This is a genomic window from Aliikangiella marina (assembly GCF_007004765.1).
In the GTDB taxonomy this organism is placed as follows: Bacteria; Pseudomonadota; Gammaproteobacteria; order Enterobacterales; family Kangiellaceae; genus Aliikangiella; species Aliikangiella marina.
Genome location: NZ_VIKR01000001.1, coordinates 391,603 through 417,140 on the forward strand (window position 1 = coordinate 391,603; position 25,538 = coordinate 417,140).

The following is a 25,538-nucleotide window of genomic DNA, read 5'->3' on the forward strand; positions in this document are numbered from 1 at the left end:
AAAAAAGTTTAAAAACTATCGATAATCGCGCTTGACAGAACATAATCTTGCTGTAAAATGCCTGTCCACTTGAAGCGGGAATAGCTCAGCTGGTAGAGCACAACCTTGCCAAGGTTGGGGTCGCGAGTTCGAATCTCGTTTCCCGCTCCAATTATTTTGGGCGCTTCGAGTTAAAGCTTTGACGAGAACGTTCAAAAGTTAAACCTCATCAGCACGTACTTGAGCTTTTAAAAAGTATATGCCTTGAGGTTTTTTTAGCGCTAAGGGTTGGATTGAGTTATCCTTGGAGCGAACGAAGGCTGGATGGCAGAGTGGTTATGCAGCGGACTGCAACTCCGTGGACGCCGGTTCGATTCCGACTCCAGCCTCCATTTTTACTCTTAAAGAGTAAGAAAAAAGCCCAATGCCTGGGTGGTGAAATTGGTAGACACACAAGACTTAAAATCTTGCGACTTAACGGTCGTGCCGGTTCGATTCCGGCCCCAGGCACCATTAATCAAAACATCGTTTTGATTTCTCTATGCGGGAATAGCTCAGCTGGTAGAGCACAACCTTGCCAAGGTTGGGGTCGCGAGTTCGAATCTCGTTTCCCGCTCCAAATATCTTTTATGCCAGAAAGTGTTAGGTCCTTTTGTTGAGGAAAGCCTCAAAATTGAGGGTCGCGAGCTGGAACGCCAGCCCGGTCGAATCACGTTTCCCGCTCCAAATATTTTTTACACGAGAAAGTGTTAGGTCCTTTTGTAGAGGAAAGCCTCAAAATTGAGGGTCGCGAGCTGGAACGCCAGCCCGGTCGAATCTCGTTTCCCGCTCCAAATATCTTTTATGCCAGAAAGTGTTAGGTCCTTTTGTTGAGGAAAGCCTCAAAATTGAGGGTCGCGAGCTGGAACGCCAGCCCGGTCGAATCACGTTTCCCGCTCCAAATATTTTTTACACGAGAAAGTGTTAGGTCCTTTTGTAGAGGAAAGCCTCAAAATTGAGGGTCGCGAGCTGGAACGCCAGCCCGGTCGAATCACGTTTCCCGCTCCAATTATTTTGGATGCTAGAAAGTGTTAGGTCCTTTTGTTGAGGAAAGCGTCAAAATTGAGGGTCGCGAGCTGGAACGCCAGCCCGGTCGAATCACGTTTCCCGCTCCAAATATCTTTTATGCGAGAAAGTGTTAGGTCTTCTTGTTGAGGAAAGCCTCAAAATTGAGGGGCGCGAGCTGGAGCGTCAGCCCGGTTGAATCACGTTCCTGCTCCAAATATCTTTTATACGAGAAAGTGTTAGGTCCTTTTGTTGAGGAAAGCCTCAAAATTGAGGGTCGCGAGCTGGAACGCCAGCCCGGTTGAATCACATTCCTGCTTCAGTTTTTTCTTGATGTATTTTCCTTGTTAAAATCGTAAATTGCGCCCCTCGATAAGATGGTTTTTGTTTAAACCAACCGATCGTTTTACAGCAATGAGTTTTCTGATAAAACAACGAGTTCTATAGACCGAGCTTTAGTTCTGCTGGTCCTCTACAAACCCTGTTATTTTTCGGCAATTAAATCCATATAATGTTTGTAGCAGACAGGGATATAGCTTTCTTCACAGCCTAATTGTACTTGCGGTCCATCGACAGTTGGTACGCCATTGGTGAGCTTGAGGTTTATAATCGCTTTGCGGCCACATTTAGCGCAGACCGTTTTAATTTCTTCAATCGAGTCTGCAACTTCAAATAATCGCCTAGCGCCTTCAAATAAATTAGTTCTAAAGTCGGTTCTCAACCCATAACAAATAACGGGAATATTGTAAGTGACAGTGATTTTTCTGAAGTGGTCGATGACTGCTTCGGATAAGAATTGTGCTTCGTCGACAACGATGCAAGCGACATTTGCAAGTGCATCGCCCCAAAATTCATCAAGGTTATCATTATCAATCAAAAAATCTGCGGCTCGTTCCAAGCCTGCTCTCGATTTGACCAATTTTTTTCCAAATCGATCATCCATGATAGGTTTAACCAAGAGCGCGCGTTGATCTTTTTGCTCATAATTATGCACAACGGCGAGTAGGTTTAATGTTTTTGCGGAACTCACTGTTCCATAGCGAAAATACAACTTTGCCATTTAGGTTTTCCTTATTGGCTATCTTGCTTAATGAAGCAAAGGCTTGCAGCGAAATAAAGTTTACAGCGAAATAAGATTGCTTTAATTGCCAATCGCCAACGCGGAACAACATCATTGAAATGAAGATGTCCCGCTTAATTATTCGCAGTCTCGATTAATGGAGTAGTCGTTTTTAAAGATCTAGCTCAGGCAAGTTAAGTTTTTTATTATTTTTTATTTCTGCCGGAGTACAACCGATTAATTCATGTGGAAAGACTAACCAGTCATCTGTTTCCTTGAGGTAAAAATCAGGTTTTAGATCAGTAACGTTTCTCTTCGGTTTGTAATACACCGTCGCTACTCGAATATCATTTGGCGTATTGCGACGGCACTTGTGCCGTAACTCTTTAATGAGAGCTTCAATTGAACGTCCACTATCAAAGACGTCATCGATAATCAGTAGACTATCTTCTGCATTGATATTGTTAACGATATATTCTAAGCCATGAACATTAACTTCTTTTTGCTGTTGCATGCCGATATAGCTGCTAGTTCGAATCGAAATATGATCGGTTTTAACGCCGTAATAATCCATGACTTCCTGAACGGCAATACCGACAGGGGTACCGCCACGCCAAACTGCTACGATAAATTTAGGACTAAAGTCACTTTTTAAAATTTGAATGCCTAGCTCGAAAGACATGTCGAGTAGTTCCTGTGCGGTAATGAATGTTTTTTCCATTTGACTAAAGCTTTTGTAAAAAAATTAATCGCTAATTATATCGTTAATTGTGTCGGTTTGGCTATGGATAGAAGCGAGATAACGCATACCTTTTAGCAAAAAACCACGGTATAATGGTGGCCGTTTTGAACAGCGAGAGTTGATCAGTTTTGCCAAGAGCAATAATTTTAGTTTTAGACAGTTTGGGAATAGGTGCAGCGCCTGACGCTGAAAAGTTCGGTGACACTGGTTCCAATACTTTGGGAAGTATTGCCTCGTGGTGTGCCAGTAATACTGATGACGCTATCCGATCGGATGGAGCACTTAGTATTCCCAATTTAATGTCGCTCGGTTTAGGTGAGGCTAATTTTGTAGCGTCTGGGATAAAGCCTGATGTTGCAAAATGGAATGAGAAAATTGTGGCTAATTACGCTGCTTGTGCAGAGGTTTCTACTGGTAAAGATACGCCTTCTGGCCACTGGGAAATAACCGGCGTACCAGTTCGGTTTGATTGGGGATATTTCTTTGATAAAACCAACAGTTTTCCGCCAGCCTTTATCCGAGCGTTTAAACAACGGTGTGGAATCAAAGATATTTTAGGAAACTGTCATAGCTCTGGAACTGAAATAATCAATCGGTTTGGAGAGGAGCATATAAAAACGGGTTATCCTATCTGTTACACGTCAGCGGATTCTGTGTTTCAAATAGCGGCTCATGAAGTTCACTTTGGTCTTGAACGATTATATGAAATCTGTGAAGTTGCGCGAGAACTATTAAATGAGTTTAATATTGGAAGAGTTATTGCGCGGCCATTTGTTGGAGAAGCTGGTGAGTTTACTCGTACCGGCAATCGTAAAGACTATACAACACCTCCCCATGAAGAAACCTTGCTCGACAAGCTAGTCGCTGACGGCAGAGAAGTGCATTCGGTTGGCAAGATAGCCGATATATTTGCACATCGTGGAGTGACTCATAAAACCAAAGTCTCAGGGCACGACTCATTGTTTGATACAACAATTGCCGCACTTAATTCGGCTAAAGACGGAAGTTTAATTTTTACTAACTTTGTAGAATTTGATCAGTCTTTTGGACATCGCAGAGACGTTGCTGGATATGCGAGTGCGCTGGAACATTTTGACCAAAGGTTACCTGAAATTATCGATGCCATGAAGGCTGATGATTTATTAATCCTCACCGCGGATCATGGTTGCGACCCGACTTGGCACGGTTCCGACCATACTCGAGAGTATGTCCCATTTTTGGCTTATATACCCAACCAAGACTCAGCAAAAAATTATGGCGTACGTCAAAGCTTTTGTGATATCGGTCAATCGATAGCGGACTATTTAGAGATTTCGCCACTCGCCGAAGGAGTTTCAATTTTCGGCGAGTGACTGCTGGTCAAAAGTTTTTATTGAACTGTAAAACGGTTGTTATTTAGTTCCAAAAATTTTATCGCCTGCATCTCCTAAACCTGGAATGATATAACCGTTTGAATCAAGTTTTTCATCGATGCTAGCAGTATAAATATCAACATCTGGGTGACTCGACTCTAGTGCTTTGATTCCTTCAGGCGCGGCGACTAAAACAAGTGCTCGAATATTTTTGCTGCCAGCTTTTTTGAGTAAATCGATAGTAGCAATCATAGAGCCACCAGTAGCCAGCATGGGATCAATGATCAGTGCCATGCGCTCTTCAATGTTGCTGGTTAACTTTTCGAAGTAAGAGACGGGTTGCAAAGTTTCTTCATCGCGATAGAGACCAACGACACTTATTTTTGCGCTGGGCATCATCTCTAAAACACCGTCAAGCATTCCAATACCGGCTCTTAAGATCGGTACAACGGTTGCTTTTTTTCCTTTGATTTGTTCGCCTGTTATTGGACCTTGCCAACCTTGCATAGCGTAGTCTTCCAATTCAAGATCTTTGGTTGCCTCGTAGGTCAGTAAAGCCCCTACTTCTGCAGCAAGTTGTCTAAAACTTCGCGTACTTCTTCCATCTTGTCTCATTAGACTAAGCTTATGTCTTATAAGCGGATGTTTAATTTCGTAGACCGCCATTGTTATTCCTCATATGTCCATTTTTCGCGGCGCGCATTGTCACACACCAGTTAAAAGTTTGTCTATCATAAAACTCACGACACAAACAATTTTATTGACAGCGCCCTTCAGCAAATATTTTTGCTCTTTCAGGGTAGGCTGTCTGAATAAACTCATCGAGTTGCTGTTTAATTTCATTTGATTGCGTGATTTCTGACTGACTGATTGACTTATCGACGCGAGTGTAATGCAAGTTTCTGACTAGCGCGCCTTTATTTTGCCAAGCTTCGTGCATTAACTTAATATTTTTTCGACTGTCATCAATAAAGTAGATGTAGTCGTATTGTTTGTTTGCACGAGATAGTACTTCTGCTAAAACTAATCCTTTATTCAAGCCAGATGACAACACAACGCCATTTTGATAAGTCACTTTAGCCGTTCTTCGACCATCGTTGAGGTCAAATATCATTCCGACATTTTTTTCGAGTAAATGCTCATCGGAAAAGTCTAATTTAAAACGGGAGAGTTCGCGTTCAGTTGGAATTCGATAACTGGTTGTTCTTGCCGTGAGCATGATTAAATCAAACGCTCTTAGACTGTTAACTATTTCAACGGTGTTGGCTTGAGTAAGATGAGTTGAGCCTAATTCAAAAAATGTGCTCAAGAGACTAGAAATACAACCATATTCTTCAGAAGGATTTATGGTGACCGGCTGCCCTTTTGGATCAAAAGAAGCACGGCCTTTTTGCCAGTTATACCATTTGTCGCTGCCGACAAAATGATTGGCTTCCAACAGTGTATCGTCGATGTCGAAAACGATTAAAGTTTTACCGACCTTTGCGTTATCTTGTTTGGCGAGTATACCAATTTCTGCTAAATCGGTTACCTCGTCAATGATAGTCGACTTGGCGGAAGCATTATTGGTCAATGTCACTAGAATGCCGATAAATAGGCAGTATTTAAGTAATTCTTTTTTCATTTGTTAATCTTTGGTTTGGGCAAATATTTCGTTTAAGTAAAGAGCGATCCTGACACCAGCTTGTTGCATGCGAACTTTCAAAGTCGGTAAATGCTTATGAGGATAGGAAAAGCGCAGATTAGTGTCTTTAGGGTAGATATCGGCACGAATCGCTTGGCTCTCTTCAATCCAAACGAGCGGATCAGTCGCTTGCCATTGTTTGACCTGTTGTTGGGTGATTTTTCGCGCCAACCAGTTGGTAAATTCTGAGTAGCTCAAGCCAAATCCTTCAATCATTTCAGTGTCCCAAACGCTATGTAAGTTGGTTTCTTTGCCAAAGTAAGTGACTTTGAAGTTGTTGCCACCTCGATCTAAGCCATTACCGACATGCAACGGTTGATGTAAGTCAGCGATGATGTGCACAATCCATTTAATCGCTAAAGCTTTGTCTTCTCGTGAACTTTTCGAATCGAGTAATACGGTTTTGTATTTTTCGAGTGCGGTAACGGCGTCGCCTTGTGGCGGAGCGCCAACCTGCGCATAGGTTTTGCCATCGGGAACCGTTACATAATGGAATGGTCTAGAGGTCTTTCGCCAAAAGGTAGTCGGTTCTGAGCGCATTTGATCGACATAGGTGGATATTTCAGCGAGTGATTCATTATCAAGGATCGCGTCTATCTGATTTTTTGCATCCTCAGTAAGGTATATTTCAGCAAGTTCACCAGTGATACGGTGACCATTTTGACCGAGGGCTGAAACGGGCGTAGTGGTGACCTGTGCTGCTAAGAATAGCCCACACCCGTAAACAATCAATTGCTTCATTTAATCGTCTCCTAACGATAAAGTTAACTTCGCTTCACCTTTGGCATTGAGAACCTCGATAGTGCCCTTAAGCCTTTCGTCACCGGTCAGTGTTAAAACGCCAAAATTGTTATCCAATAAAGGATTGCCAAAGCGATACTGATTTGGGGCTGCAGGATAGATGGCTGCATCAAGACCACTGCTCGATACATCGGTAAAGATTTTTCCGTTATAGGTTCGTTGCGAGATTTCAGCTTTGTGGATATCCCCAGAAATGATAACAAGGTTTCCTTGGTTAACCGGGTGTAGCAAGGCGAGGAGTTTCTCAAGTTCATGCGGGTAATTCGCCCATGAATCCCAACCAGTGTGTTCCGCTAAGACTGCGATACTGGAAACCACGACTCTGAAATCCGCTGGCTTTTTTAGCTCATTAGCAAACCATTCCCACTGGATTTCACCCAATAAGGTCTTACTTGTATCGACGTGTTCCTTGTAGGGGCCAACACCAAGCTCGACTCGCTGGGCTTCGGTGAGATCCGCAAATACCATCGGGTCGCGATACCAGCGCGTATCCAGCAAGATTATTTGGACTTTTTTGCCTTTGTGTTCGGTCCAGTAAGTATGAAAGATACCCTGAGGTTTATGTCGCAGTTGCTCGATTTCTGGATAACGCCAGAAGTTAATGAACTCTGTTTTCGCCGCTTCTTTCGCCGTAAAGTATTTGTTGCCATCTTGCATACCGTAATCATGGTCATCCCAGGTCGCCAGGATAGGAGTCGATTGACGGAATTTACTAAAATTTGGGTTACTTCCTAGCATTTTGTAAGCGTGCTGCATTGCATCAGTTTGGTCGCTGTCAATGTAGACATTATCGCCAGAAAAAATAAATAAATCGGGATTTTGCTCGCCGATTTTTTGCCATACAAACTGTGGTCGGTCTTGTTTCGCACAAGAACCAAAAGCGATTTTCAGTTCAGATTTTACTTGTCCGAGAGCACTCTTTGAGGTCAAAAAGAGGCATAAAGTTATCAAAAAGAATAACTTGTATCGGATTTCAAGAAATGACTTCATCTGTCAATTACCATGTGTTCTTCCCAAAAGCGGGGCAGAGTATAAATCATTTTTTTGACCGTAAGTAAAGCGAAACTATCGATCATTTTAATGGAATTATTATCTCAAAATTGAAGGTGTCATAGATCTGTAATTAATTACATCTTGACCTAATGGTCAAGTTTAAATAGAGTACGCTCGCTTGAAAAAATTTAAAGCGCCTAACTAACCGAATTAAATCGATTTGCTGCGAAAATCGGTCTTTTGATACCGAACGTGCTAAAAATCGTCAGTATTATTCATTTGGGGAATACAATGAAAAAGAAACTACTCGTAGCTGCATTAGCTTTGGGGATGAGTCAATATGCGGTTGCTGAAGATACCTCTTCGAGTATTCGCGGAAAGATTCTTGACCCGCAAGGTAACGCTGCAGCCAATACCACCATCATCATCGTTCACGAGCCTTCAGGTACTCGTAAAACGGTTACTACTAATGAGTCAGGTACTTTCAATGCGACAGGTCTTCGTGTTGGCGGTCCTTACCGTGTAACAGTCGATTCTGACGTCCATGCTGACCAAGAATATGATGGTATTTACCTAACACTAGGTAATGTTGAAAGATTAGACGCGCAACTTGAAAGCGCTGATACCAATACCGTTGTTATCACTGGTGCTCGTTTGCCAAGCACGCTTTCTAGCGGTTCAGGTAGCGTATTTGGTGAACAAGCAATCAGAACACAATCTGGTGTGACTCGTGACATCAAGGACGTTGTTCGCGCTAACCCATTAGTGACTATCTTACCTGGTTCAGATGCACCAATCTCGATCGGTGGTTTGAATCCTCGTTTTAACAGTTTCACCGTTGATGGAATCAGCCAAAACGATGACTTCGGTCTTAACTCAGGCGGTTACCCAACTCAACGTTCTCCACTTCCTATTGACTCACTTGACCAAGTTACAGTTGACGTCGCGCCATTTGACGCAAAAGTGTCTGGATTTAGTGGTGGTCTTGTCAACGCGGTTTTCAAATCGGGTACAAACGATTTTGAAGGAAGTGTTTTCTGGGAAAAACTGGATTCTAAAAATGCGGGTGAAGCGCGTGATGTTGACGAGTTTGGTCAAGTTGTTGTTCCGGTAGAGTTCGAAGAAGAGACTTACGGATTCAACTTCAGTGGTCCAATCATGAAAGACAAACTATTCTTCATGGTTTCTTACGAGTTCTTTGATTCTCCACAAACCTTAGAGTGGGGCGCAGCAGGCTCTGGCGCTGCCAACGAAACAGAAGCGACTTTAGCGGAAGTTTCAGAAGTTCAACGTATAGCACAAGAAGTCTATGGCTTATCGGCAGCCCAAGTGGGTGAAGCGACAGGAAGCCCAGTCGAAGAAGATGAGAAATATGTTCTTAAGTTTGACTGGAACATCAATGATTTCCACCGCGCTTCTTTTGCTTACCAATTCAACGAAGGTAACCGTACTCGTAACCTTACTAGCAGCGCCGGTGAACTTCGTTTGTCATCTCACTGGTATAACGTTACTGAAGAATTAAACAACTTCTCAACCAAGCTTTACTCTGACTGGAACGAAAACTTCTCTACCGAGATTAGCTTAACTAAGAAGGATGTTGCGAACCGCCAGGTTTCTTTCGGTGACTTTGCTGATGTGACTATCGACAACTTGCCTTCAGGTGGTCGTATAGCTTTTGGTTCTGACCAATTCCGTCATGCGAACATTTTGGATACTGGCACTACCGTTGCTAAGTTCGATGCAGAATACTTAATGGGTGACCACCAAATTCAATTCGGTTTTGAATACCAAGAAATCTCAATTCAAAACTTATTCGTACCAAGCTCTAAAGGGGTCATCGAGTTTGACGGTTTAGATAACTTCGAAAACCGTATTGCTGATAACTACACTTACTCAAACGGTACAGGTAATGACCCGTTTGCAGTTGGTGCAGATTTTGACCGTGAAACGTTAGCGCTTTATGTACAAGACAGCTGGGATATTACTGCTGACTTAAACGTTAACTTCGGTCTTCGCTATGAGCGCTTATCTTCGAGCGACAGACCTCCCTTCAACGCTAACTCTTTAGCAAGAACAGGTTTGGACAACTCTGAAAACTTAGACGGCATCGATATCATTCTTCCACGTGTTAGCTTTGAATACTTGTGGACTGACGATGTGACTTTACGCGGTGGTGTTGGTCGTTTCGGCGGTGGACAACCTAACGTTTGGATCTCAAATGCTTACTCTGAAAACGGCGTAAACAATGGTTTTTATGACGAAGATGATGTCACAATCGGTGCTGACTCTATCTTAAACATCTATCAACCAGCATTTGACGCAATCCAAAACGCGAGCAGTGACGGTAACGTTTCATTCACTGATCCTAACTTCGAGCTTCCTTCAGATTGGCGCTATCAAATCGCGACTGACGTAATGTTTGATATCGAAGGTTTTGTAGATAGTGCGAAGTGGACTACTGAGTTCATGCATATCGACAAACAAGATTCAGTTTTCTGGGTCGATGCTTCATTACAAGACGCAACTGTGACAACAGCTGCAGATGGCCGCCGTTTAATCTACACTGATAATGATCGTCGTTATGACTTGATGTTGACTAATACTGATGTAGATGGTCGTTCAAACATCTTCTTAACCTCTTTGGATATGAACTGGGATAACGGTTGGTCTGTAAATGCTTCTTACACTAACCAAGACATCACTGAAGTTAATCCTGGTACTAGCTCTACCGCTAGAAGTAACTACCGCTTCTCTGATGGTATCAACCGTAACGTTCCAAGAGATCAACTGGGGGTTGCTGCGTTCGAAATCGAGCATCGTTTTGTGTTAAACGTTGGTTACAACACAGAGTTGTTTGACGGTTACGAAACTAACATCAACTTGTTTGCTGAAAGACGTTCAGGTGTACCGGTTACTCACACAACTAACTTCGACCGTAGTGTGTTAACTTCTGATGTTAATGGTGAAGTTATTGGATTAAGCCCTGAGTTTACTTCTGGTGACTACACGTCTTACATCCCAACTGTCGGTGATCCAAATGTTGTCTACACTGACCCTGCGCTAGAAGGTCAATTGCAAGCTGCTATCAGCGAGCGTGGTCTTTCTGCATACGCAGGTGGTTATGCGCCAATTGGTTCTGACAGAACACCTTACATCACTAATATCGATTTGAGCATCAATCAAGAAATCCCTGGTTTATTTGATGATCAAAAAGGTGTGATTACTTTAATCATCGATAACTTCTTAAACTTCATCGACCACTCTAAAGGTCAAGTTTATGACAACCGATTCAACACGCTTCGTTTGTATGATGTTGACTCGATTGACGATCAAGGTCGCTACGTAATCGACCGTGTTCGTGATGATGGTAATCGTTTCAATGCTGAGCAATCTGCATGGAGATTGAAACTTGGCGTGAAATATACTTTCTAATCAGTATATTTTAACCAAACCATTTAAAAACCGGCTTTTTAGCCGGTTTTTTTTGCCTTTGAATTAAGCGCTATGATAATCATTAGACACTCCTGTTTTATCGTCGATACCATTTGTTAGTGTCTGCGAACATTTCAAGACTTCAGCTTTTAACATCCTGCATTTTCAGTATCAATTAATTCACTTCGGTGGGTGGTCATATCGATTCCTGCCTAAATAATGAAATTATTAAGAAAGGAGGCACATAACAGAGAGCGAGAACAACACCAAGACAACTCAGAGATTGAAGATTGATGGCGTGAGAGAATGTCGATATAGTGACTGTCTGCAGTGGGTCTGACAAGAACCTATTAAATGAGAGTAAAAGCACATAGCCATACGCCAAAAAAGACCCGTACAATATGCTTATTAGCTAGTCTTAGGGGCAATAATTAAAAATGGATTTAGTTGGAAGATTTGAAGATACGTTTTGCAACATCGCTATAGAAAAAGGAGACGGTAGTTCTAGCAATGATGCTGAACTTTTCGAAGAGATGAAAGCGTATTTTATTCGACTGTACAATCACCCACGAGGAAAAAGTCGAATTGAAGGCTTGCTCAACCATAACAACGAATGGGTACAGTTTTGGGTAGCTTCGCATCTTCTGAGTGAAGGTGACAATAAGCGTGCAGCTACAGTGCTGAAAAAGCTTTCAAATGATGGGGGAAATCTTGGGTTTGGTTCAGAGACGACTTTAAATGAGTATAAAAAAGGGACTCTAGGTTCTCCATTTGGCCTTTAGCTTGATTAAGAGTATGAGTCTTCAAATAGAGGGCTTAAAAAACGAGGTCTCATTTGAGGCAAGCGTTATACTTGAGGTTAGTTTTCATATCTGATGTCTCTTGATAAAGGAACAATAAATGAATATTCAAAAAATTCTCGGTTTGGTTTTGTCAGGAATTATAGCTGTATCTTTAACTTGGGCTTGCCAGGCAAATGAAAAATCACACACCCCTTTAGAGAAAGCAAATCTAAAGAAAGCCGTATATTGTATGGAAATTTTGGAAAACAGAAACGATCTTAAGCCATCCAAAAGAATTGAAATTTTACGTAACGAATGTTACGCCGAGAACTTTGTCGAACATTCACCCCATATAAGCGGTGGTCGAGAGGGACTATTCAGATTGTTTAAGAGTCGATACAAAAAATATCCGAAACTTTCTATGTCTATTAAACGAAGCGCGTCTGAAGGTGATTTAGTTTGGCTGCATCTTCATGTAAAGCACACACCGGACTCTCTCGGAGCTGCTCTCATGCATATATTCCGCATGAAAGATGGAATGATTGTGGAGCATTGGGGGGTTGGTCAACCTGTTCCAGAAGTGTCTAAAAACAAGAATACAATGTTTTAAAATCTATGAGTTGGAGTTGTATAGCAAATCAAAGCGCGCGGAATTGGTAAAGTCTTTGAGACGTTGAGTTTCCGCTTTCAGGAAAAAAATAGTAGATATTGTAGCCCGCCTACCGTTTACGTTATTGCAAAAATACTTACTCGTAGAAGCACCTCAAACCAGAAATAATGAGTTTATGAATGGTTCAATCCCTTCCTTTAAATTTTATCTAAGTCAGTTAATAAAATTAAAATTGTGGCTGTTTGTGAATCTGCATTTCGGCTTCGTTTGTAATTAGAAACGCTTTTAATTACACCAAACCATAAAAAGGTCGCTTTATTCGATACTTTAAGTCCGTAGTATAGATACCATAAACTAATTTCTTGTTCTGCAAACCTCCAGAAAATACATTGGGTCTATCTAAAGAAACTAACAAGGAATGCAAAATGATTGACCAAAAAACAATGTCCGACTTGCGAGAAGGCGATATTATATTCACTTCGATACCCAACCTACTTTATCAATCGGTTGAACGCGCTTCGAATTCCCCAACTTCACATGTTGGCATTCTTTTTAAAATTGGCGACGACTGGGTTGTTGCAGAAAGTCGAGTTCCTATCAGTTGCTATACGCCACTAATAGATTTTGTTAGTCGATCGAAGCGGGGCTGGGTCAGTGTAAAAAGAGTTAGCAAAAAGTTGACTCAGCGCGATATCACTAAACTTAGAACTGAATGTGATTCAATGATGGGAAAACTTTATCACTTAGGGTTTAAATACCGCTCAAACCGACAGTTTTGCTCAAAGTTTGTGTATGACGCATACAAGAAGTCACTCGGTATAAACGTTGGCAAATTAATGACGCTTAGAGACCTGCTGGAAGAAAACCCCAATATATCAAAGACATTTTGGCGTTTCTGGTATCTTGGATTTATACCTTGGAATAGACAAACAATAACCCCAGGCAGCCAGTATAATGATCCGTCACTCGCGACAGTTATCTAGCATTAACAAAACTTCAATCTACTGGAAATTTAGAAACTGCAGGCAAAAAGAAGCCCGAATATTTCGGGCTAACGATTGAGTGTATAGATACAAAACTATTGAATAATAAACTTGTATTAATCCCCGTAAGGAATCCAAATATTTTTAACTTCACATGCCTCTCTCAACAACTGCTGAGAAACATCATTTGCATACCAATCATGCGCTTTGCCATAGTTGACCCAAGTGCGCTTTAGATTGGCTGCTGAGGCTAGTTCGACCTGTTGGCTGCCTTCAGCAGACCCTTGATACCAAACGCCGTCGACTTGATCATGATCGGCTAACACTTTAACTAACCCATCACGCTCACCAGTCACAATGTTTATAACACCCGCCGGTATATCCGAAGTTTCAATAATTTGATAAAAATCTGTCGCCAACAAAGGCATCTTCTGAGAAGGTACAACCACAACTCGGTTACCCATTGCGATCGCTGGAGCCAGCATAGTGACAAAAGCGAGGAGGGGAGATTCATCCGGACAGGCGATGCCTAAGATCCCTAAAGGCTCATTCATCGCTAAGGTAACACCTTTTAGCGGCGGCTGGTGAACTCGACCTTCGTACTTATCGGTCCAAGCCGAATAAGTAAACAATCTTTCAATAGCGGTATCAAATTCTGCCTCTGCTTGAGACTGACTTTGCGTGCCAAAAGATACGAGCCGTTGACAAAACTCTGCACGGCGATAGCTCAAGTTCTCGGCAATGTAATACAACAGCTGAGCTCGAAGATGAGTATCAGTTTTTGCCCAAGACGCTGCTTTGTGAGCTGCTTCAACAGCATTTCGGATATCTTTACGATTGCCCTCACCAACTCTACCAAGCGTTTGACCGTCAGAACTTAACACCTTAATCGTATTACCATTATCGGCTCGCGCCTGTTTACCGTTGATATAATGTTTTGCCGTTTGATCGATTCCTGGAATTCCGGCGACTGGTTGTAGCTTGGTTTTTGGATCTTGAGTGGCATTGCTTGGTTGGTTTTTAGTAACCGAGTTGGCTTTTGGTTTAAGGTACTCATACATACCTTCCTTACCGCCTTCGCGGCCAAGGCCAGACTCTTTGTAACCGCCAAAACCACAAGCAGCGTCAAACTGATTGGTTGAGTTAACCCAAACAACACCGGCTTTTAATTGCGGCGCGACATCAAGCGCTTTGTTGATGTTTTCTGACCAAACACTCGCAGCAAGCCCGTAACGCGTATTGTTTGCAAGATCGATGGCTTCTGGCTGATGACGGAAAGTCATGACCGACAAAACTGGTCCAAAAATTTCGACATTAGCAGCAACGTTTGAAGATTCAACATTACATAATAACGTTGGAGGGTAGAAACAGCCGTCCTGTGGAAGCTGTGAGTCCGGCTGCCATAAATCAGCGCCTTGCTCGACACTTTGATTGACCAGTGCATCAATTCTCTCGCGTTGCACTGGGTCAACAATTGCACCAACGTCAGTATTTTTGTCGAGGGGATCACCAATACGTAGGTTGTTTAGTCGACGTTTTACTTTTTCAATAAACTCATCAGCAACGCCTTCTTGCACCAATAATCGAGAACCTGCACAACAGACTTGACCTTGGTTAAACCAAATCGCATCAACGAGTCCTTCAACGGCACTATCTAAATCGGCATCAGCAAAAACAACAAATGGTGATTTGCCGCCAAGTTCTAAAGTAAGTTTTTTACCAGAACCAGCAGTTTTTTCTCGAATCATTCGGCCAACATTAGTGGAACCGGTAAAAGCAATTTTATTGATATCCGGATGAGTGACAATTGACTCCCCGACGCTACCATCACCAGTCACAATGTTGACTACACCTTTCGGTAAATTAACTTCTTCAAATACTTCAGCAAGCATTAAAGCCGTCAAACTGGTGTACTCAGCTGGTTTTAGAACAACGCAATTGCCTGCCGCAAGGGCAGGTGCAATTTTCCAGGCAGCCATCAATAACGGAAAATTCCAAGGGATAATTTGACCGACAACGCCAACCGCTTCAAATTCTGGGAATTCAGAGTCGAGTAACTGAGCCCAACCCGCGTGATGATAAAAGTGACGAATTAACAATGGAACATCAATGTCGCGAGACTCTCGAATTGGCTTACCGTTGTCCATTGATTCGAGCACGGCAAATTGTCGGGCTCGCTTTTGTAATACTCGAGCAATAGCATATAAGTAACGCGCTCGACCATGACTACCGAGTGCTTGCCATTCTGGTTGCGCTGATTTTGCGGCTGCGACAGCTTTATCGATGTCAGTTTCGGTCGCTTGAGTGATTGTTCCGAGTACGTCACCGGTTGCCGGATTCTTAGTCTCAAAAGTTTTTGCATTGTCGCTTTGTTGCCATTGGCCATCGATGAACAGACCAAAGCCTTGGCCTTTGTTGGCAAGCCAATCTTTTACCGAGTCGTTAGCTTCTGGTGCGGGCCCATAGCTCATGTCGTTAAAAATTTCAGTAACCTTCATTTTTCATTCCACAATATTTTGTTTTTTTATTGCTTGTACAATTGTCCGATTAAATGGTCTTGTCTATCGGTCCTTTTTCAGCAAGTTTAAAGTTAACCCATTGGATGATGATAATTTGCTGAATAACGACCGGTTACATGATGCTCTAATTGTCTTTCGATATCTGCCAACAGACTAGACGCACCAAACCGGAACATTTCTGGATTAAGCCAGGTGTCGCCCAATTCTTCTTTCATTAACACGAGATAGTTAATAGCGTCCTTCGCCGTGCTAATACCACCGGCAGGTTTAAAACCAACGCGGAAACCGGTTAAATCATGATAGTGTCTAATCATCCGTATCATCACTAAACTGACCGGTAAAGTCGCGTTGGTCGACTCCATACCAGTACTAGTCTTAATGAAATCACTGCCGGCCATCATCGAGACCATCGATGCTTTGGCGACATTCGACAGGGTGCTCAATTCACCCGTTGAAATAATGGTTTTCATATGCGCCTCGCCGCAGGCTTTTTTAAAGGCTTTAACTTCGTCGTAAAGTGCTTGCCAATTACCATTTAACACGTGAGCGCGAGTAATAACGATATCAATCTCTTTTGCCCCAGCAGCCACCGAACGTTTTATTTCTTCAAGTCGAGTTTCCATGGGCGCCAGGCCTGCTGGAAAACCAGTTGAAACCGCCGCGACCGGGATATTTGTACCTGCTAATGCATTCACTGCAGTGTCGACCATTTCATGATAAACACAAACCGCACCTGTGGTAATTCCTAGTGACTCGACGCCGAGTGCTTTTTGGATGTCTAAATTTAGCGGGTACTTTGCCTTCGCGCACAAGCGTTTGACCTTACCTGGCGTATCTTGACCTGATAGCGTGGTCAAATCGATGCAGCTGATTGCTTTTAATAACCAGGCGGCTTGGTAATTTTTTTTCAGGGAACGACGGGCAGTTAATGATTTTGTACGTCGTTGTACCGCGGAAAGGTTAACGCGAATATCGTTCAACCAATCAACCGTCAAAGGAACGCCAGGGTTGTGCACAGTGTGTTCGTCAATGCTATGTTGATTGCTTGTTTTTGTGCCTTTAACAATAGGTTCAACGTTATTGCGAACAGTATCTTTTTTGCTCATAAAAGTATCCTACTACGCTGGAGTTTTGCTCGTGATGCGTTCTAAAACTGCGTTTGGTTTATTAGTCACCGATTCACTCAAGACGACGGCAGCGTGGACTTGTTTAATGGCGCGTTGTGCGTCTTCATGTGACTTTGCGTGGACCATCATCAGTGGTTCATCAGCATTAATTTGATCGCCCACCGCTTTGATTTCGCTCAAGCCAACCGAGTGATCAACATCGTCTTGGGCGCGGCGTCGGCCGCCACCAAGTTCCACTACCACATTACCAATCGCTCGTCCGTCCATCTCTTCAATAGTGAGAGTTTTTGACTGGCCAGACAATACAGGCACTACGACCGGCGCTTGCGCTAAATACTGCTGCGGTTTTTCGAGTAAATCAGCGGGGCCCCCAAGTGCGACAACCATTTTACTGAATAGCTCTGCTGCCTGACCACTTTGTAAACTTTGGTTCATTTTGGCTTCGCCTTCAGCAAGGTTTTCACATACGCCACTTAATACCAACACTTCGGCGCCAAGTTCTATGACGACTTGGTGAAGTCGCGGGTCGCAATGTTTGCCTGTCAAATAATCAATCGATTCTTGCACTTCCAGAGCATTGCCGGCTGTTTGACCTAAAACTTGAGACATATCGGTAATCAACGCTGAGGTCGGTAAACCCAAACCTTCACCGACTTCGACAATATTTTTGGCGAGTGCTTTAGCCATTTGGTAGTCTGCTGCAAATGCACCGCTACCGGTTTTTACATCCATGATTAAAGCGTCTAAGCCTGAGGCGAGCTTTTTACTTAAAATCGACGCGGTAATTAAAGGAATTGATTCAACGGTGGAAGTGACGTCTCGAATACCATAGAGGCGTTTATCGGCAGGTGCAAGCTCTGAGGTTTGGCCTACAATAGCACAGCCTATTTCGCTAACAATTCGCTGGAAATCGGCAACAGAAGGCGCTGCATTGTAGCCTGGAATACTTTCCATTTTATCTAAAGTTCCTCCCGTATGACCTAAACCGCGTCCGGATATCATTGGCACATGAGCACCACAGGCGGCTAACATGGGAGCAAGCATTAAGCTGACTTTGTCGCCTACGCCTCCGGTCGAGTGCTTGTCGACAACCGGACCATTCAGTTTGAAGTTTGACCAATCTAAGGTCGCGCCTGAATGTTGTAAATTGCGTGTTAATTCAACACATTCGTCACGCTGCATTCCCTGAAAGAACACCGCCATGGCAAAAGCTGCAACTTGTCCCTCGCTGATAGATTGATCAACAATTCCATCCACAAAAAAGCGAATTTCATCGGCCGATAATACCTTTCCGTCACGTTTGGTTCGGATAACTTCTTGTGCCAGCATTTCTAAACTGTGCCTTTTATTTTTAATGTGAGGAGATCATAGTAGATTACGAAAATTAATGCGCAATAATAAATGAAAGCTGACCATTTGGTCAACTTTATAAATATGACTAAAAGCGGCAATATTATAGGCCCTACCAGCATGACTCGACCTTGACCATTTGGTCAACTCTTGTTAGTCTGCTTTGCGGTGTTGCTAAAGAAATGGCGATAGCTGGGGAGGGGCGCCCCGGAGTTGAATGTTCACTCTACCATGACCTCAAAAATAATAAAATAGTCTTGTTTGGTTTAAAAATAGTCTTGTTTGGTTTAGACGTGACTAAAAAGGACTAACATCAAGTTTATGCCATCTGTCGGCGATCAGCCGAATGGCTTTATGGGAACCCGCTTCATGAGCATCATCGGAATAATAGTCCTCATTGCGATAGCAATCGCTTTCTCTGAAAACCGAAAAGCCATTAATTTCAGAACCGTCGGCGCTGCATTTGCGCTTCAGGCGATATTTGCTTGTTTTGTTCTCTACATACCTTTTGGACAAGAGGTTCTTGCATCCGTTTCTAGTGGCGTTCAAGTTGTGATTAATTACGCTGACGCGGGTATTCAGTTCTTATTTGGTGATTTAGCGAGAGAGAAACTCGGTTTTATCTTCGCGTTTAACGTCTTGCCGGTACTTATATTTTTCTCAGCGTTAGTCTCGGTGCTTTACTATCTCGGTATCATGCAAAAAATCATTCAAGTGATTGGGCGGTTTTTTCAATACGTTATGGGAACCGGACATGCTGAATCTCTCTCGGCCACGGCAAACATATTTGTTAGCCAAACTGAAGCGCCATTGATAATACGGCCCTACATCGCAGGAATGACTCGCTCAGAGTTATTTGCCGTGATGGTTGGTGGTATGGCTTCGATTGCTGGTTCGTTATTAGTGGGCTATTCCAACATGGGGGTCGAGCTCAAATACCTAATTGCATCAAGCTTTATGGCAGCGCCTGGCGGACTAATGATGGCTAAAATCGTTGTTCCAGAATTAGGTAAACCGCATGAGGCTGCGGTCGATATTGAATTTGATCAAGATGCAAAGCCCGCAAACGTGATAGACGCTGCAGCAAGCGGAGCGATTAGCGGCATGAAATTGGCTGTGAATATCGGCGCGATGTTAATTGCGTTTATTGCGTTAATCGCGCTGATCAATGGTAGCTTGAGTGGATTAAGCGGGTTGCTTGGTTTACCTGAAATTACGATGCAGAAGATCTTAGGTTACGTTTTTGCGCCAGTCGCCTACTTAATTGGTGTGCCATGGGGGGAGGCGGTAACCGCTGGAGGGCTTATTGGCCAAAAGGTGATTCTCAACGAATTTGTCGCATACGTCGATTTTGTAGCAATCAAGGATAGCTTGGTTCCAGAATCACAAGTGGTTATTACTTTTGCTTTGTGTGGATTCGCCAACCTGTCTTCGATCGCGATCTTACTCGGTGGCTTGGGCAGTATTGCGCCTGGTCGACGGCATGATATTGCTAAATTAGGTTTAAAAGCAGTGCTTGCTGCATCATTGGCTAATTTAATGAGTGCAGCATTGGCTAGCTTATTTTTTGTTTAATTCACGAGTGATTAAATAATCAATAAAACGAACAGAGACTGCAATATGACAATACGTAATCTGTCATCGCGAACTCCCGAGAAAGATCGAGAGAGCTTTGAGCGCGTGATACAAAATGACGGCGTAATGCTGGCTGAAGAGTGTCAGAAATTCTGTGAAACGCACAATGAATCTCTCGAAACACTGATGCTAAAGTTGTTACCACTTGCAGCAGATTATTCGGTTGCCAATATTTCTAACTTTAACGTTGGGGCCGTTGTCTGTGGTAAGCAACAAAATAGAAAGGGATATAGCAATTTATATCTTGGCGCAAATTTTGAATTTGATCATCTAGCGCTCGGTAATTCACTTCATGCTGAGCAAGCGGCGGCAACCAATGCTTGGATGCATAATGATTCGATTAAATCACTTGCAACCTCCGCGGCGCCCTGCGGACATTGTCGTCAATTCCTTTATGAATCTAGCTGTGGCGACTCGTTACCCATTTTAATTCCCCAGCCCGAATCCTCAATCGCTCAATCGAATGCAGATTACCAAGCGATTGAATTGAATACCTTATTGCCTGCAGCATTTGGTCCTGCCGATCTAGGTTCGCAAGAAAAGCTGATGTCAAATAACAATCAGGGGATTAATCTATCCTTTGCAAAGGGAGTAAATGATTCATTAGTCGATTTAGCGCGATTAACAGCTGAACAAAGTTACGCTCCTTATACTAAAAATTTTGCAGGTTGCGTTATCTTAGCCGAAGACAATGAAACCTATTTGGGACGCTATGCAGAAAACGTTGCATTTAATCCTAGTTTACTCGCGTTTACCGCCGCGCTTAGTCAAATGAGAATGGCAAGAAAAGCTTTTTCAAGTAATCGAATTAAGCGGGTAATAATCGTAGAACATGATACTCAAACAAGTCAGCGTTCAGCCAGTGAACTGTTACTAGGCTCGCTCAATTCAAGAGTCAGATTAGAGTGGCATGCAGCCACACTAGAATAGCATTAACAACTAACCGTAAAAGCAAAATAAAAATAAAATAACAAAGAAAACAATAACAGTAAAAAATAAAAACAATAAGATACTAAAGCAGTACCCAAACGATTACAGAGAAGAGAATGAAAGATCAAAAAGAAATTACTCGGGAAATTAACGAGAAAAAAATTCTCCATGCTGCAGAATCGGTTTTTGCGCAGTATGGCTACAAGGGGGCGACCACGGAACAGATTTCTAAAGTTGCAGAATTACCAAAGGCTAATATTCATTACTACTTTAAAACTAAAGAAAATATCTATCACCGCGTGTTAGAGAATATTCTTAACGACTGGATGGATGCCGCAAAAGCGTTTGATAATTTTGAAGAGCCAAACGTGGCGTTAACCAAGTATATCGAATCCAAAATGCAATACTCTCGTCATTATCCTGCCGCTTCGAAAGTTTGGGCGAGTGAAATTATGCAAGGAGCGCCGGTTGTCGGTTCGTTCTTAGAAACGACGTTAAAAGATTGGTTGGAAGATCGAATTAATGTCCTTCAGGGATGGATAGATTCAGGAAAAATTAAACCTGTTGATCCTCGAGCCTTTATATTTTTAATCTGGTCCGTCACTCAACATTACGCAGACTTTGAACATCAAATCGTTATATTAAATGAAGGCAATAGACTAACCGATGAAGAGTTTGCGCAAAAAACGCAGCAGGTGGTTGAGTTTGTTTTGGCGTGTGTTGGGTTGAATCAGAGCAATAAGTTTCAAGAGGGTTGAAGCCTGAATCTTAATATCGTGACAATGAACAAATAGAAACAGGTAGCTAGGTCATAAACTAGCTACCTGTTTTTCTTTTATTTCTTTATTTTTAAATCTCTTTCAAGTAATTTCACAACATCTTCAGGATTGTCGACATGAGTAAAGAGTTCTTCTACCTCATATCGTTTAATCGTGCCACGCTTCACCATATCATCGAGTCTTTGGTAAAAGCTTTTCCAGTGAAAGTCTTTGTCGCCAACAATATACATTGGTAAAGGATCGAGTTGATTGCTTTTGATTTGTTCAATTGTTTGGAACAATTCCCATTCAGTGCCTGTTCCACCAGGTGCAAAAACCATTGCGGCTGAGTGGTTAATCATTAAGCTTTCACGGATGGCCACGCTTGTGAAAATGATACCGTCTGAGATAATGTTTTGCGCTTTTTTAGATGATGGTCGATACTGCCAAAACGCTTTACTTGCATCACCATTTTCTCCTTTACGCGATGGACCATAGTAGGTTGTGTAACCAATACTTGGACCACCCGCTTTCGTTGCGCCACGAGCGCCGGCTTCCATTATGCCTGGTCCAGCGCCAGTTAAAATCGGATAAACTTCTGCGTTTCGTTTAGTCCAGTTGTAAGCGAGATTATAAATCTGTTTGTAGAGTCGAGCATTCGCTTCATTAACTTCTGGATCGGTAGATTGACCATTCTCGCTGATACGAGAGCTTCCGAAAATAGTGACAAAGCCGTTGGGGTATTTGTTGGCTCTGAACGACTCGGCACAAGACAAATCGCGGAAAAAGTCATCTAGGGTCAGATTGTTTTCTGCACCTTTGTAAGGGCCAGTATAACTGGCGTTTTTGATAGCACTTTTACAGGTTGTTGGCGCAGTATCAGCTTGCACTGAAAATTGAGCCACAGACAAAATTATCGAAGTAACTAATAGCGTGATTTTTTTCATTATCATCGTATCCAAAAGTTTTTAGTGAATTAAGTTAATCAGTTTGCTTTTTCAAGATCCTTATTCAGTACCTAAGAATACATACTTAGAGACGAAAACAAGGGCCATGATTAAAGCGGGAATATGGGAACGGTTAAATTGACCGGTCGTGATTTTTAATATTGCGTAGCTGATGATGCCAAACCCGATACCATCGGTAATTGAAAAAGACAGTGGCATAACAATTATTGTAACTACCGCTGGCACGTATTCGGTCATATCTTCCCAGTCAAGCAGCGTGACATTTTTGACCATATAAGTGGCAACAAATAGTAGTACAGGGAAAGTTGCGTAGCTTGGAATCGAACCCACTAAAGGTGACAAAAACAAGCTGGCTAAAAAGAGAAGGGCAACAACTACCGCCGTTAATCCTGTGCGACCGCCAGCATTAACGCCTGCTGTGCTCTCGATATAACTGGTTGTTGGTGAAGTACCAATGACTGCACCCGCCGCCATTGTTGTACTATCGGCGAGCAGCACTTTGTTCAAGCGAGGTAGCTTGCCATCTTTATCCAACAGGTTAGCTGAATTGGCTACACTGACTAAAGTACCGGCAGTGTCAAACATATGCACGAACAAAAAAGCCAGTACGATACCTAGCATTGCAATGTCAAATGCACCGGCAATGTCGAGTTGTCCGAGCGTCGGCGATAAACTAGGCGGCATTGAGAAAACACCTTTTATCTCGGTGATGCCAAATAACATACCGAGTAACGTTGTGACGAAGATACCGATAATAATCGCGCCTGGAATTTTCCGAGCCTCTAGGGTAACGATGATTAAGAAACAAAATATTGCGAGCAGAACAGTTGGTTCGGCTATGTCACCCAGAGTGACTAGGGTTACTGGATGGTCGATAACAGTTGCCATATTTTGGAGAGCAATAATGGCCAAAAATAAGCCAATGCCGGCCGCAATGGCTATTTTTTGAGAAGGCGGTATCGCGTTGATAACCCATTCACGGATCGGTAAAACGGTGAGGATTAAGAACAATACACCAGCAAGGAATACTGCCCCTAAGGCGACTTGCCAGCTATGCCCAGCACCAAGCACCACAGAGTAAGTAAAGAATGCGTTAACGCCCATTCCGGGGGCGAGTGCAATTGGGTAGTTAGCGTATAAGCCCATTGCCAAAGTTGCTAAGGCAGAAGCAACACAGGTGGCAACGAAAGCGGCATCTCGATCAATGCCTGCTTGCGACAAAATATCAGGGTTCACAAAAATGATGTAGCCCATGGTTAAAAATGTCGTAAACCCGGCAATGATTTCAGTTTTTAAGGTAGTTTTGTTTTCTGATAATTTAAATAGTGACTCTAGCATTGTGCTTTCTCTTAGTTATTTCTTTTTATTAATCGACTATCAAAAATTTAGCGATGTAATTTATCCAAAATAGGCGAACGGCTATTCCAAGTAAATAATAGCAAAATCATGCCAATAAATGCGGAGGCAAGATAAAAATGAATGACATAGTCCCAACCCCAGTGCTCAGCAATATAACCTGTACCAAAGTTTGCAGCAAAAGCACCGATGTAGCCAAACAAACCAGTTAGTCCGACTGCGGTTGCGGCTGCCTTTTTGGTTGCAAAATCAGCGGCAGCCACAGCGACGAGTAACATGGGCCCATGGACAAAAAAGCCGACTGCAAATAGGGTAAATGACATGAGTACTGGATCGTCAAAAGGTACATACAATATCGCCAGTACCGAAAGGACCAACAAGAACATAAATAGTACCGATACTCGGCCGCGTCGTCCTCGGAAATAGGTATCAGACAGCCAGCCTGCTGCAATCGCACCGACAATGCCAGCAATCTCAAAAACTGAGGTGGTTATGGCCGATTCCGTAATTGAAAAGCCGCGACTCTCTTTTAGGAAGCTGGGCGCCCAATCTAAAATACCAATGCGGACGATATAAACAAACAAATTCACTAAGCTAACAAGCCATATGAGTTTGTTAAACAAGATATGGTCTTTAAAAAGTTGAATGGCACTTTCTTTTTTATTCACATCTTCGATGACATCATCATCTAGAAATAAGTCATCTTCATCGGGTCCATGCTCTTTAAGTTGCTTGCGTTGATAAACTTCAACGGGTGGGAGATCAACATCTTCAGGTTTATCTCGTAAACGATTAAACAAAAATACCCCGTAGATTACTGCGAACATGGCTGGCGCAAAAAACACTGAACGCCAAGTTTCGAAATAAACAATTAAGTATCCACCCGCAGTTAAGATAAACGCCGCACCAATATGATGTGACATATTCCAGATACCCCACTGTTTACCGATTTCGCTTGTTGTAAACCAATGAGTGATTAATCGGGAGCAGGGCGGTTGTCCCATACCTTGGAAGATATTATTTAATATCCAAAATAAGGCAAAAAAGGTCGTCACTGATAATCCCAGAAAGCTACTCATGCTCTCAGTGGTGAAACCCAATAGAAAGCTTACACCTGCGGAGAGCAACAAACCGGCACTCATCACGTAGCGGGCGCTGTAATTATCGACTAGCAGTCCACTCACGAACTTTGAGAGACCGTAAGCGATTGAAGCAAATGCTAGCGCTGCACCAAACTCGTCTTTACCGATATCAAACTCTTCTCTGATGTAGGGGTTGGCGACTGATAAATTTTTACGAATAAAGTAAAAAACCGCATACCCGGTCAATATCGAAAACATAATTCGATTTCGCCAATACGGATAGCGATTGATGGCGTCTTGAGTGAGCTCGATTGATTGTTTATTAGAATTTGATTGGCTCATTGACCTTTT

General features: G+C 42.7%; 20 protein-coding genes and 4 tRNA genes. 12 read left to right on the top strand and 12 right to left on the bottom strand.

All coding sequences use genetic code 11. From position 1 onward, the window contains the following. Window positions 1–74 precede the first annotated feature (74 nt). The 4 genes from FLL45_RS01820 (at window position 75) to FLL45_RS01835 (ending at window position 598) form a co-directional block, all read left to right on the top strand. A tRNA-Gly gene (locus FLL45_RS01820) sits at window positions 75–150 on the top strand. Window positions 151–297: 147 nt separating this feature from the next. Further along, window positions 298–371: transfer RNA gene (locus tag FLL45_RS01825), tRNA-Cys, on the top strand. Between the two features lie 34 nt (window positions 372–405). Continuing rightward, window positions 406–492, top strand: a tRNA-Leu gene (locus tag FLL45_RS01830). 30 nt (window positions 493–522) lie between these two features. After that, window positions 523–598, top strand: a tRNA-Gly gene (locus tag FLL45_RS01835). A 909-nt stretch (window positions 599–1,507) separates the two neighbouring features. Here the strand turns inward: FLL45_RS01835 and FLL45_RS01840 are convergent. Together FLL45_RS01840 and FLL45_RS01845 are read right to left on the bottom strand one after the other, a co-directional pair. Then, window positions 1,508–2,083 (bottom strand): thymidine kinase, encoded by a 576-nt coding sequence (locus FLL45_RS01840; protein ID WP_142888082.1) that lies wholly within the window; start codon window positions 2,081–2,083, stop codon window positions 1,508–1,510. A gap of 172 nt (window positions 2,084–2,255) precedes the next feature. After that, window positions 2,256–2,804, bottom strand: a complete 549-nt coding sequence (locus tag FLL45_RS01845) for a phosphoribosyltransferase (RefSeq protein WP_142888083.1) — start codon at window positions 2,802–2,804, stop codon at window positions 2,256–2,258. Window positions 2,805–2,953: 149 nt separating this feature from the next. Here FLL45_RS01845 and FLL45_RS01850 point away from each other — a divergent pair, with 149 nt between their 5' ends. After that, entirely contained in the window at window positions 2,954–4,177 is a 1,224-nt protein-coding gene (locus FLL45_RS01850; RefSeq protein WP_142888084.1) for a phosphopentomutase, read from the top strand. A 39-nt stretch (window positions 4,178–4,216) separates the two neighbouring features. On the opposite strand, the gene upp is transcribed toward FLL45_RS01850, so the two are convergent. From upp to FLL45_RS01870, 4 genes are all read right to left on the bottom strand, one after another. Then, window positions 4,217–4,843 (bottom strand): uracil phosphoribosyltransferase, encoded by a 627-nt coding sequence (gene upp / locus FLL45_RS01855; protein ID WP_142888085.1) that lies wholly within the window; start codon window positions 4,841–4,843, stop codon window positions 4,217–4,219. 91 nt (window positions 4,844–4,934) lie between these two features. After that, window positions 4,935–5,801 carry a DUF2608 domain-containing protein gene (locus tag FLL45_RS01860; protein WP_142888086.1) on the bottom strand — a complete coding sequence of 289 codons (867 nt, stop codon included), beginning with the start codon at window positions 5,799–5,801 and terminating at the stop codon, window positions 4,935–4,937. A 3-nt stretch (window positions 5,802–5,804) separates the two neighbouring features. Then, window positions 5,805–6,602, bottom strand: coding sequence for a S1/P1 nuclease (locus FLL45_RS01865; protein WP_142888087.1), 798 nt, complete (start codon window positions 6,600–6,602; stop codon window positions 5,805–5,807). Beyond that, the gene (locus FLL45_RS01870) at window positions 6,603–7,652 is read right to left on the bottom strand and encodes an alkaline phosphatase D family protein (RefSeq protein ID WP_142888088.1); all 1,050 of its coding nucleotides are present in this window, start codon (window positions 7,650–7,652) and stop codon (window positions 6,603–6,605) included. 294 nt (window positions 7,653–7,946) lie between these two features. On the opposite strand from FLL45_RS01870, the gene FLL45_RS01875 reads away from it, so the two are divergent. The 4 genes from FLL45_RS01875 (at window position 7,947) to FLL45_RS01890 (ending at window position 13,462) form a co-directional block, all read left to right on the top strand. Next, the gene (locus FLL45_RS01875) at window positions 7,947–11,087 is read left to right on the top strand and encodes a TonB-dependent receptor (RefSeq protein ID WP_142888089.1); all 3,141 of its coding nucleotides are present in this window, start codon (window positions 7,947–7,949) and stop codon (window positions 11,085–11,087) included. A 437-nt stretch (window positions 11,088–11,524) separates the two neighbouring features. Next, window positions 11,525–11,869 carry a hypothetical protein gene (locus FLL45_RS01880; protein WP_142888090.1) on the top strand — a complete coding sequence of 115 codons (345 nt, stop codon included), beginning with the start codon at window positions 11,525–11,527 and terminating at the stop codon, window positions 11,867–11,869. Between the two features lie 118 nt (window positions 11,870–11,987). Continuing rightward, the gene (locus FLL45_RS01885; protein ID WP_142888091.1) at window positions 11,988–12,479 is read left to right on the top strand and encodes a nuclear transport factor 2 family protein; all 492 of its coding nucleotides are present in this window, start codon (window positions 11,988–11,990) and stop codon (window positions 12,477–12,479) included. A 425-nt stretch (window positions 12,480–12,904) separates the two neighbouring features. Next, the gene (locus tag FLL45_RS01890) at window positions 12,905–13,462 is read left to right on the top strand and encodes a YiiX/YebB-like N1pC/P60 family cysteine hydrolase (protein ID WP_142888092.1); all 558 of its coding nucleotides are present in this window, start codon (window positions 12,905–12,907) and stop codon (window positions 13,460–13,462) included. A gap of 116 nt (window positions 13,463–13,578) precedes the next feature. On the opposite strand, the gene FLL45_RS01895 is transcribed toward FLL45_RS01890, so the two are convergent. The 3 genes from FLL45_RS01895 to deoA all read right to left on the bottom strand — a co-directional run bounded on the left by FLL45_RS01895 (window position 13,579) and on the right by deoA (window position 18,437). Then, window positions 13,579–15,960, bottom strand: a complete 2,382-nt coding sequence (locus tag FLL45_RS01895) for an aldehyde dehydrogenase family protein (protein WP_142888093.1) — start codon at window positions 15,958–15,960, stop codon at window positions 13,579–13,581. A 92-nt stretch (window positions 15,961–16,052) separates the two neighbouring features. Next, window positions 16,053–17,087: a deoxyribose-phosphate aldolase gene (deoC, locus tag FLL45_RS01900; protein ID WP_142888094.1), complete on the bottom strand. Its 1,035-nt coding sequence runs from the start codon at window positions 17,085–17,087 to the stop codon at window positions 16,053–16,055. 12 nt (window positions 17,088–17,099) lie between these two features. Next, window positions 17,100–18,437 carry a thymidine phosphorylase gene (gene deoA / locus FLL45_RS01905; RefSeq protein WP_142888095.1) on the bottom strand — a complete coding sequence of 446 codons (1,338 nt, stop codon included), beginning with the start codon at window positions 18,435–18,437 and terminating at the stop codon, window positions 17,100–17,102. Between the two features lie 390 nt (window positions 18,438–18,827). Between deoA and FLL45_RS01910 the strand changes: the two genes are divergently transcribed. From FLL45_RS01910 to FLL45_RS01920, 3 genes are all read left to right on the top strand, one after another. Further along, a complete protein-coding gene (locus FLL45_RS01910) occupies window positions 18,828–20,033 on the top strand; it encodes a NupC/NupG family nucleoside CNT transporter (RefSeq protein WP_142888096.1) in 1,206 nt (401 codons plus the stop codon). A gap of 45 nt (window positions 20,034–20,078) precedes the next feature. Further along, entirely contained in the window at window positions 20,079–21,023 is a 945-nt protein-coding gene (gene cdd, locus FLL45_RS01915) for a cytidine deaminase (RefSeq protein WP_142888097.1), read from the top strand. 116 nt (window positions 21,024–21,139) lie between these two features. After that, the gene (locus FLL45_RS01920; protein ID WP_142888098.1) at window positions 21,140–21,781 is read left to right on the top strand and encodes a TetR/AcrR family transcriptional regulator; all 642 of its coding nucleotides are present in this window, start codon (window positions 21,140–21,142) and stop codon (window positions 21,779–21,781) included. A gap of 77 nt (window positions 21,782–21,858) precedes the next feature. Here FLL45_RS01920 and FLL45_RS01925 read toward each other — a convergent pair whose 3' ends face one another. From FLL45_RS01925 to FLL45_RS01935, 3 genes are read right to left on the bottom strand one after another with little or no spacing between them, the layout of a single operon-like run. Further along, window positions 21,859–22,728, bottom strand: coding sequence for an LOG family protein (locus tag FLL45_RS01925; protein ID WP_185964287.1), 870 nt, complete (start codon window positions 22,726–22,728; stop codon window positions 21,859–21,861). Between the two features lie 60 nt (window positions 22,729–22,788). Next, the gene (locus FLL45_RS01930; RefSeq protein WP_142888100.1) at window positions 22,789–24,087 is read right to left on the bottom strand and encodes an NCS2 family permease; all 1,299 of its coding nucleotides are present in this window, start codon (window positions 24,085–24,087) and stop codon (window positions 22,789–22,791) included. A 47-nt stretch (window positions 24,088–24,134) separates the two neighbouring features. Next, window positions 24,135–25,529 carry an MFS transporter gene (locus tag FLL45_RS01935; RefSeq protein ID WP_142888101.1) on the bottom strand — a complete coding sequence of 465 codons (1,395 nt, stop codon included), beginning with the start codon at window positions 25,527–25,529 and terminating at the stop codon, window positions 24,135–24,137. Between the last annotated feature and the right edge of the window lie 9 nt (window positions 25,530–25,538).

Excerpts from the sequence above, each read along its gene's own strand:
- FLL45_RS01925 (WP_185964287.1), bottom strand. The coding sequence starts at position 22,728 with ATGAAAAAAATCACGCTATTAGTTACTTCGATAATTTTGTCTGTGGCT.
- cdd (WP_142888097.1), top strand. The coding sequence starts at position 20,079 with ATGACAATACGTAATCTGTCATCGCGAACTCCCGAGAAAGATCGAGAG.
- FLL45_RS01840 (WP_142888082.1), bottom strand. The coding sequence starts at position 2,083 with ATGGCAAAGTTGTATTTTCGCTATGGAACAGTGAGTTCCGCAAAAACA.
- FLL45_RS01860 (WP_142888086.1), bottom strand. The coding sequence starts at position 5,801 with ATGAAAAAAGAATTACTTAAATACTGCCTATTTATCGGCATTCTAGTG.
- FLL45_RS01885 (WP_142888091.1), top strand. The coding sequence starts at position 11,988 with ATGAATATTCAAAAAATTCTCGGTTTGGTTTTGTCAGGAATTATAGCT.
- FLL45_RS01865 (WP_142888087.1), bottom strand. The coding sequence starts at position 6,602 with ATGAAGCAATTGATTGTTTACGGGTGTGGGCTATTCTTAGCAGCACAG.
- FLL45_RS01880 (WP_142888090.1), top strand. The coding sequence starts at position 11,525 with ATGGATTTAGTTGGAAGATTTGAAGATACGTTTTGCAACATCGCTATA.
- FLL45_RS01910 (WP_142888096.1), top strand. The coding sequence starts at position 18,828 with ATGAGCATCATCGGAATAATAGTCCTCATTGCGATAGCAATCGCTTTC.
- FLL45_RS01875 (WP_142888089.1), top strand. The coding sequence starts at position 7,947 with ATGAAAAAGAAACTACTCGTAGCTGCATTAGCTTTGGGGATGAGTCAA.
- deoA (WP_142888095.1), bottom strand. The coding sequence starts at position 18,437 with ATGCTGGCACAAGAAGTTATCCGAACCAAACGTGACGGAAAGGTATTA.
- FLL45_RS01845 (WP_142888083.1), bottom strand. The coding sequence starts at position 2,804 with ATGGAAAAAACATTCATTACCGCACAGGAACTACTCGACATGTCTTTC.
- upp (WP_142888085.1), bottom strand. The coding sequence starts at position 4,843 with ATGGCGGTCTACGAAATTAAACATCCGCTTATAAGACATAAGCTTAGT.
- FLL45_RS01935 (WP_142888101.1), bottom strand. The coding sequence starts at position 25,529 with ATGAGCCAATCAAATTCTAATAAACAATCAATCGAGCTCACTCAAGAC.
- FLL45_RS01930 (WP_142888100.1), bottom strand. The coding sequence starts at position 24,087 with ATGCTAGAGTCACTATTTAAATTATCAGAAAACAAAACTACCTTAAAA.
- FLL45_RS01895 (WP_142888093.1), bottom strand. The coding sequence starts at position 15,960 with ATGAAGGTTACTGAAATTTTTAACGACATGAGCTATGGGCCCGCACCA.
- deoC (WP_142888094.1), bottom strand. The coding sequence starts at position 17,087 with ATGAGCAAAAAAGATACTGTTCGCAATAACGTTGAACCTATTGTTAAA.
- FLL45_RS01870 (WP_142888088.1), bottom strand. The coding sequence starts at position 7,652 with ATGAAGTCATTTCTTGAAATCCGATACAAGTTATTCTTTTTGATAACT.
- FLL45_RS01920 (WP_142888098.1), top strand. The coding sequence starts at position 21,140 with ATGAAAGATCAAAAAGAAATTACTCGGGAAATTAACGAGAAAAAAATT.
- FLL45_RS01890 (WP_142888092.1), top strand. The coding sequence starts at position 12,905 with ATGATTGACCAAAAAACAATGTCCGACTTGCGAGAAGGCGATATTATA.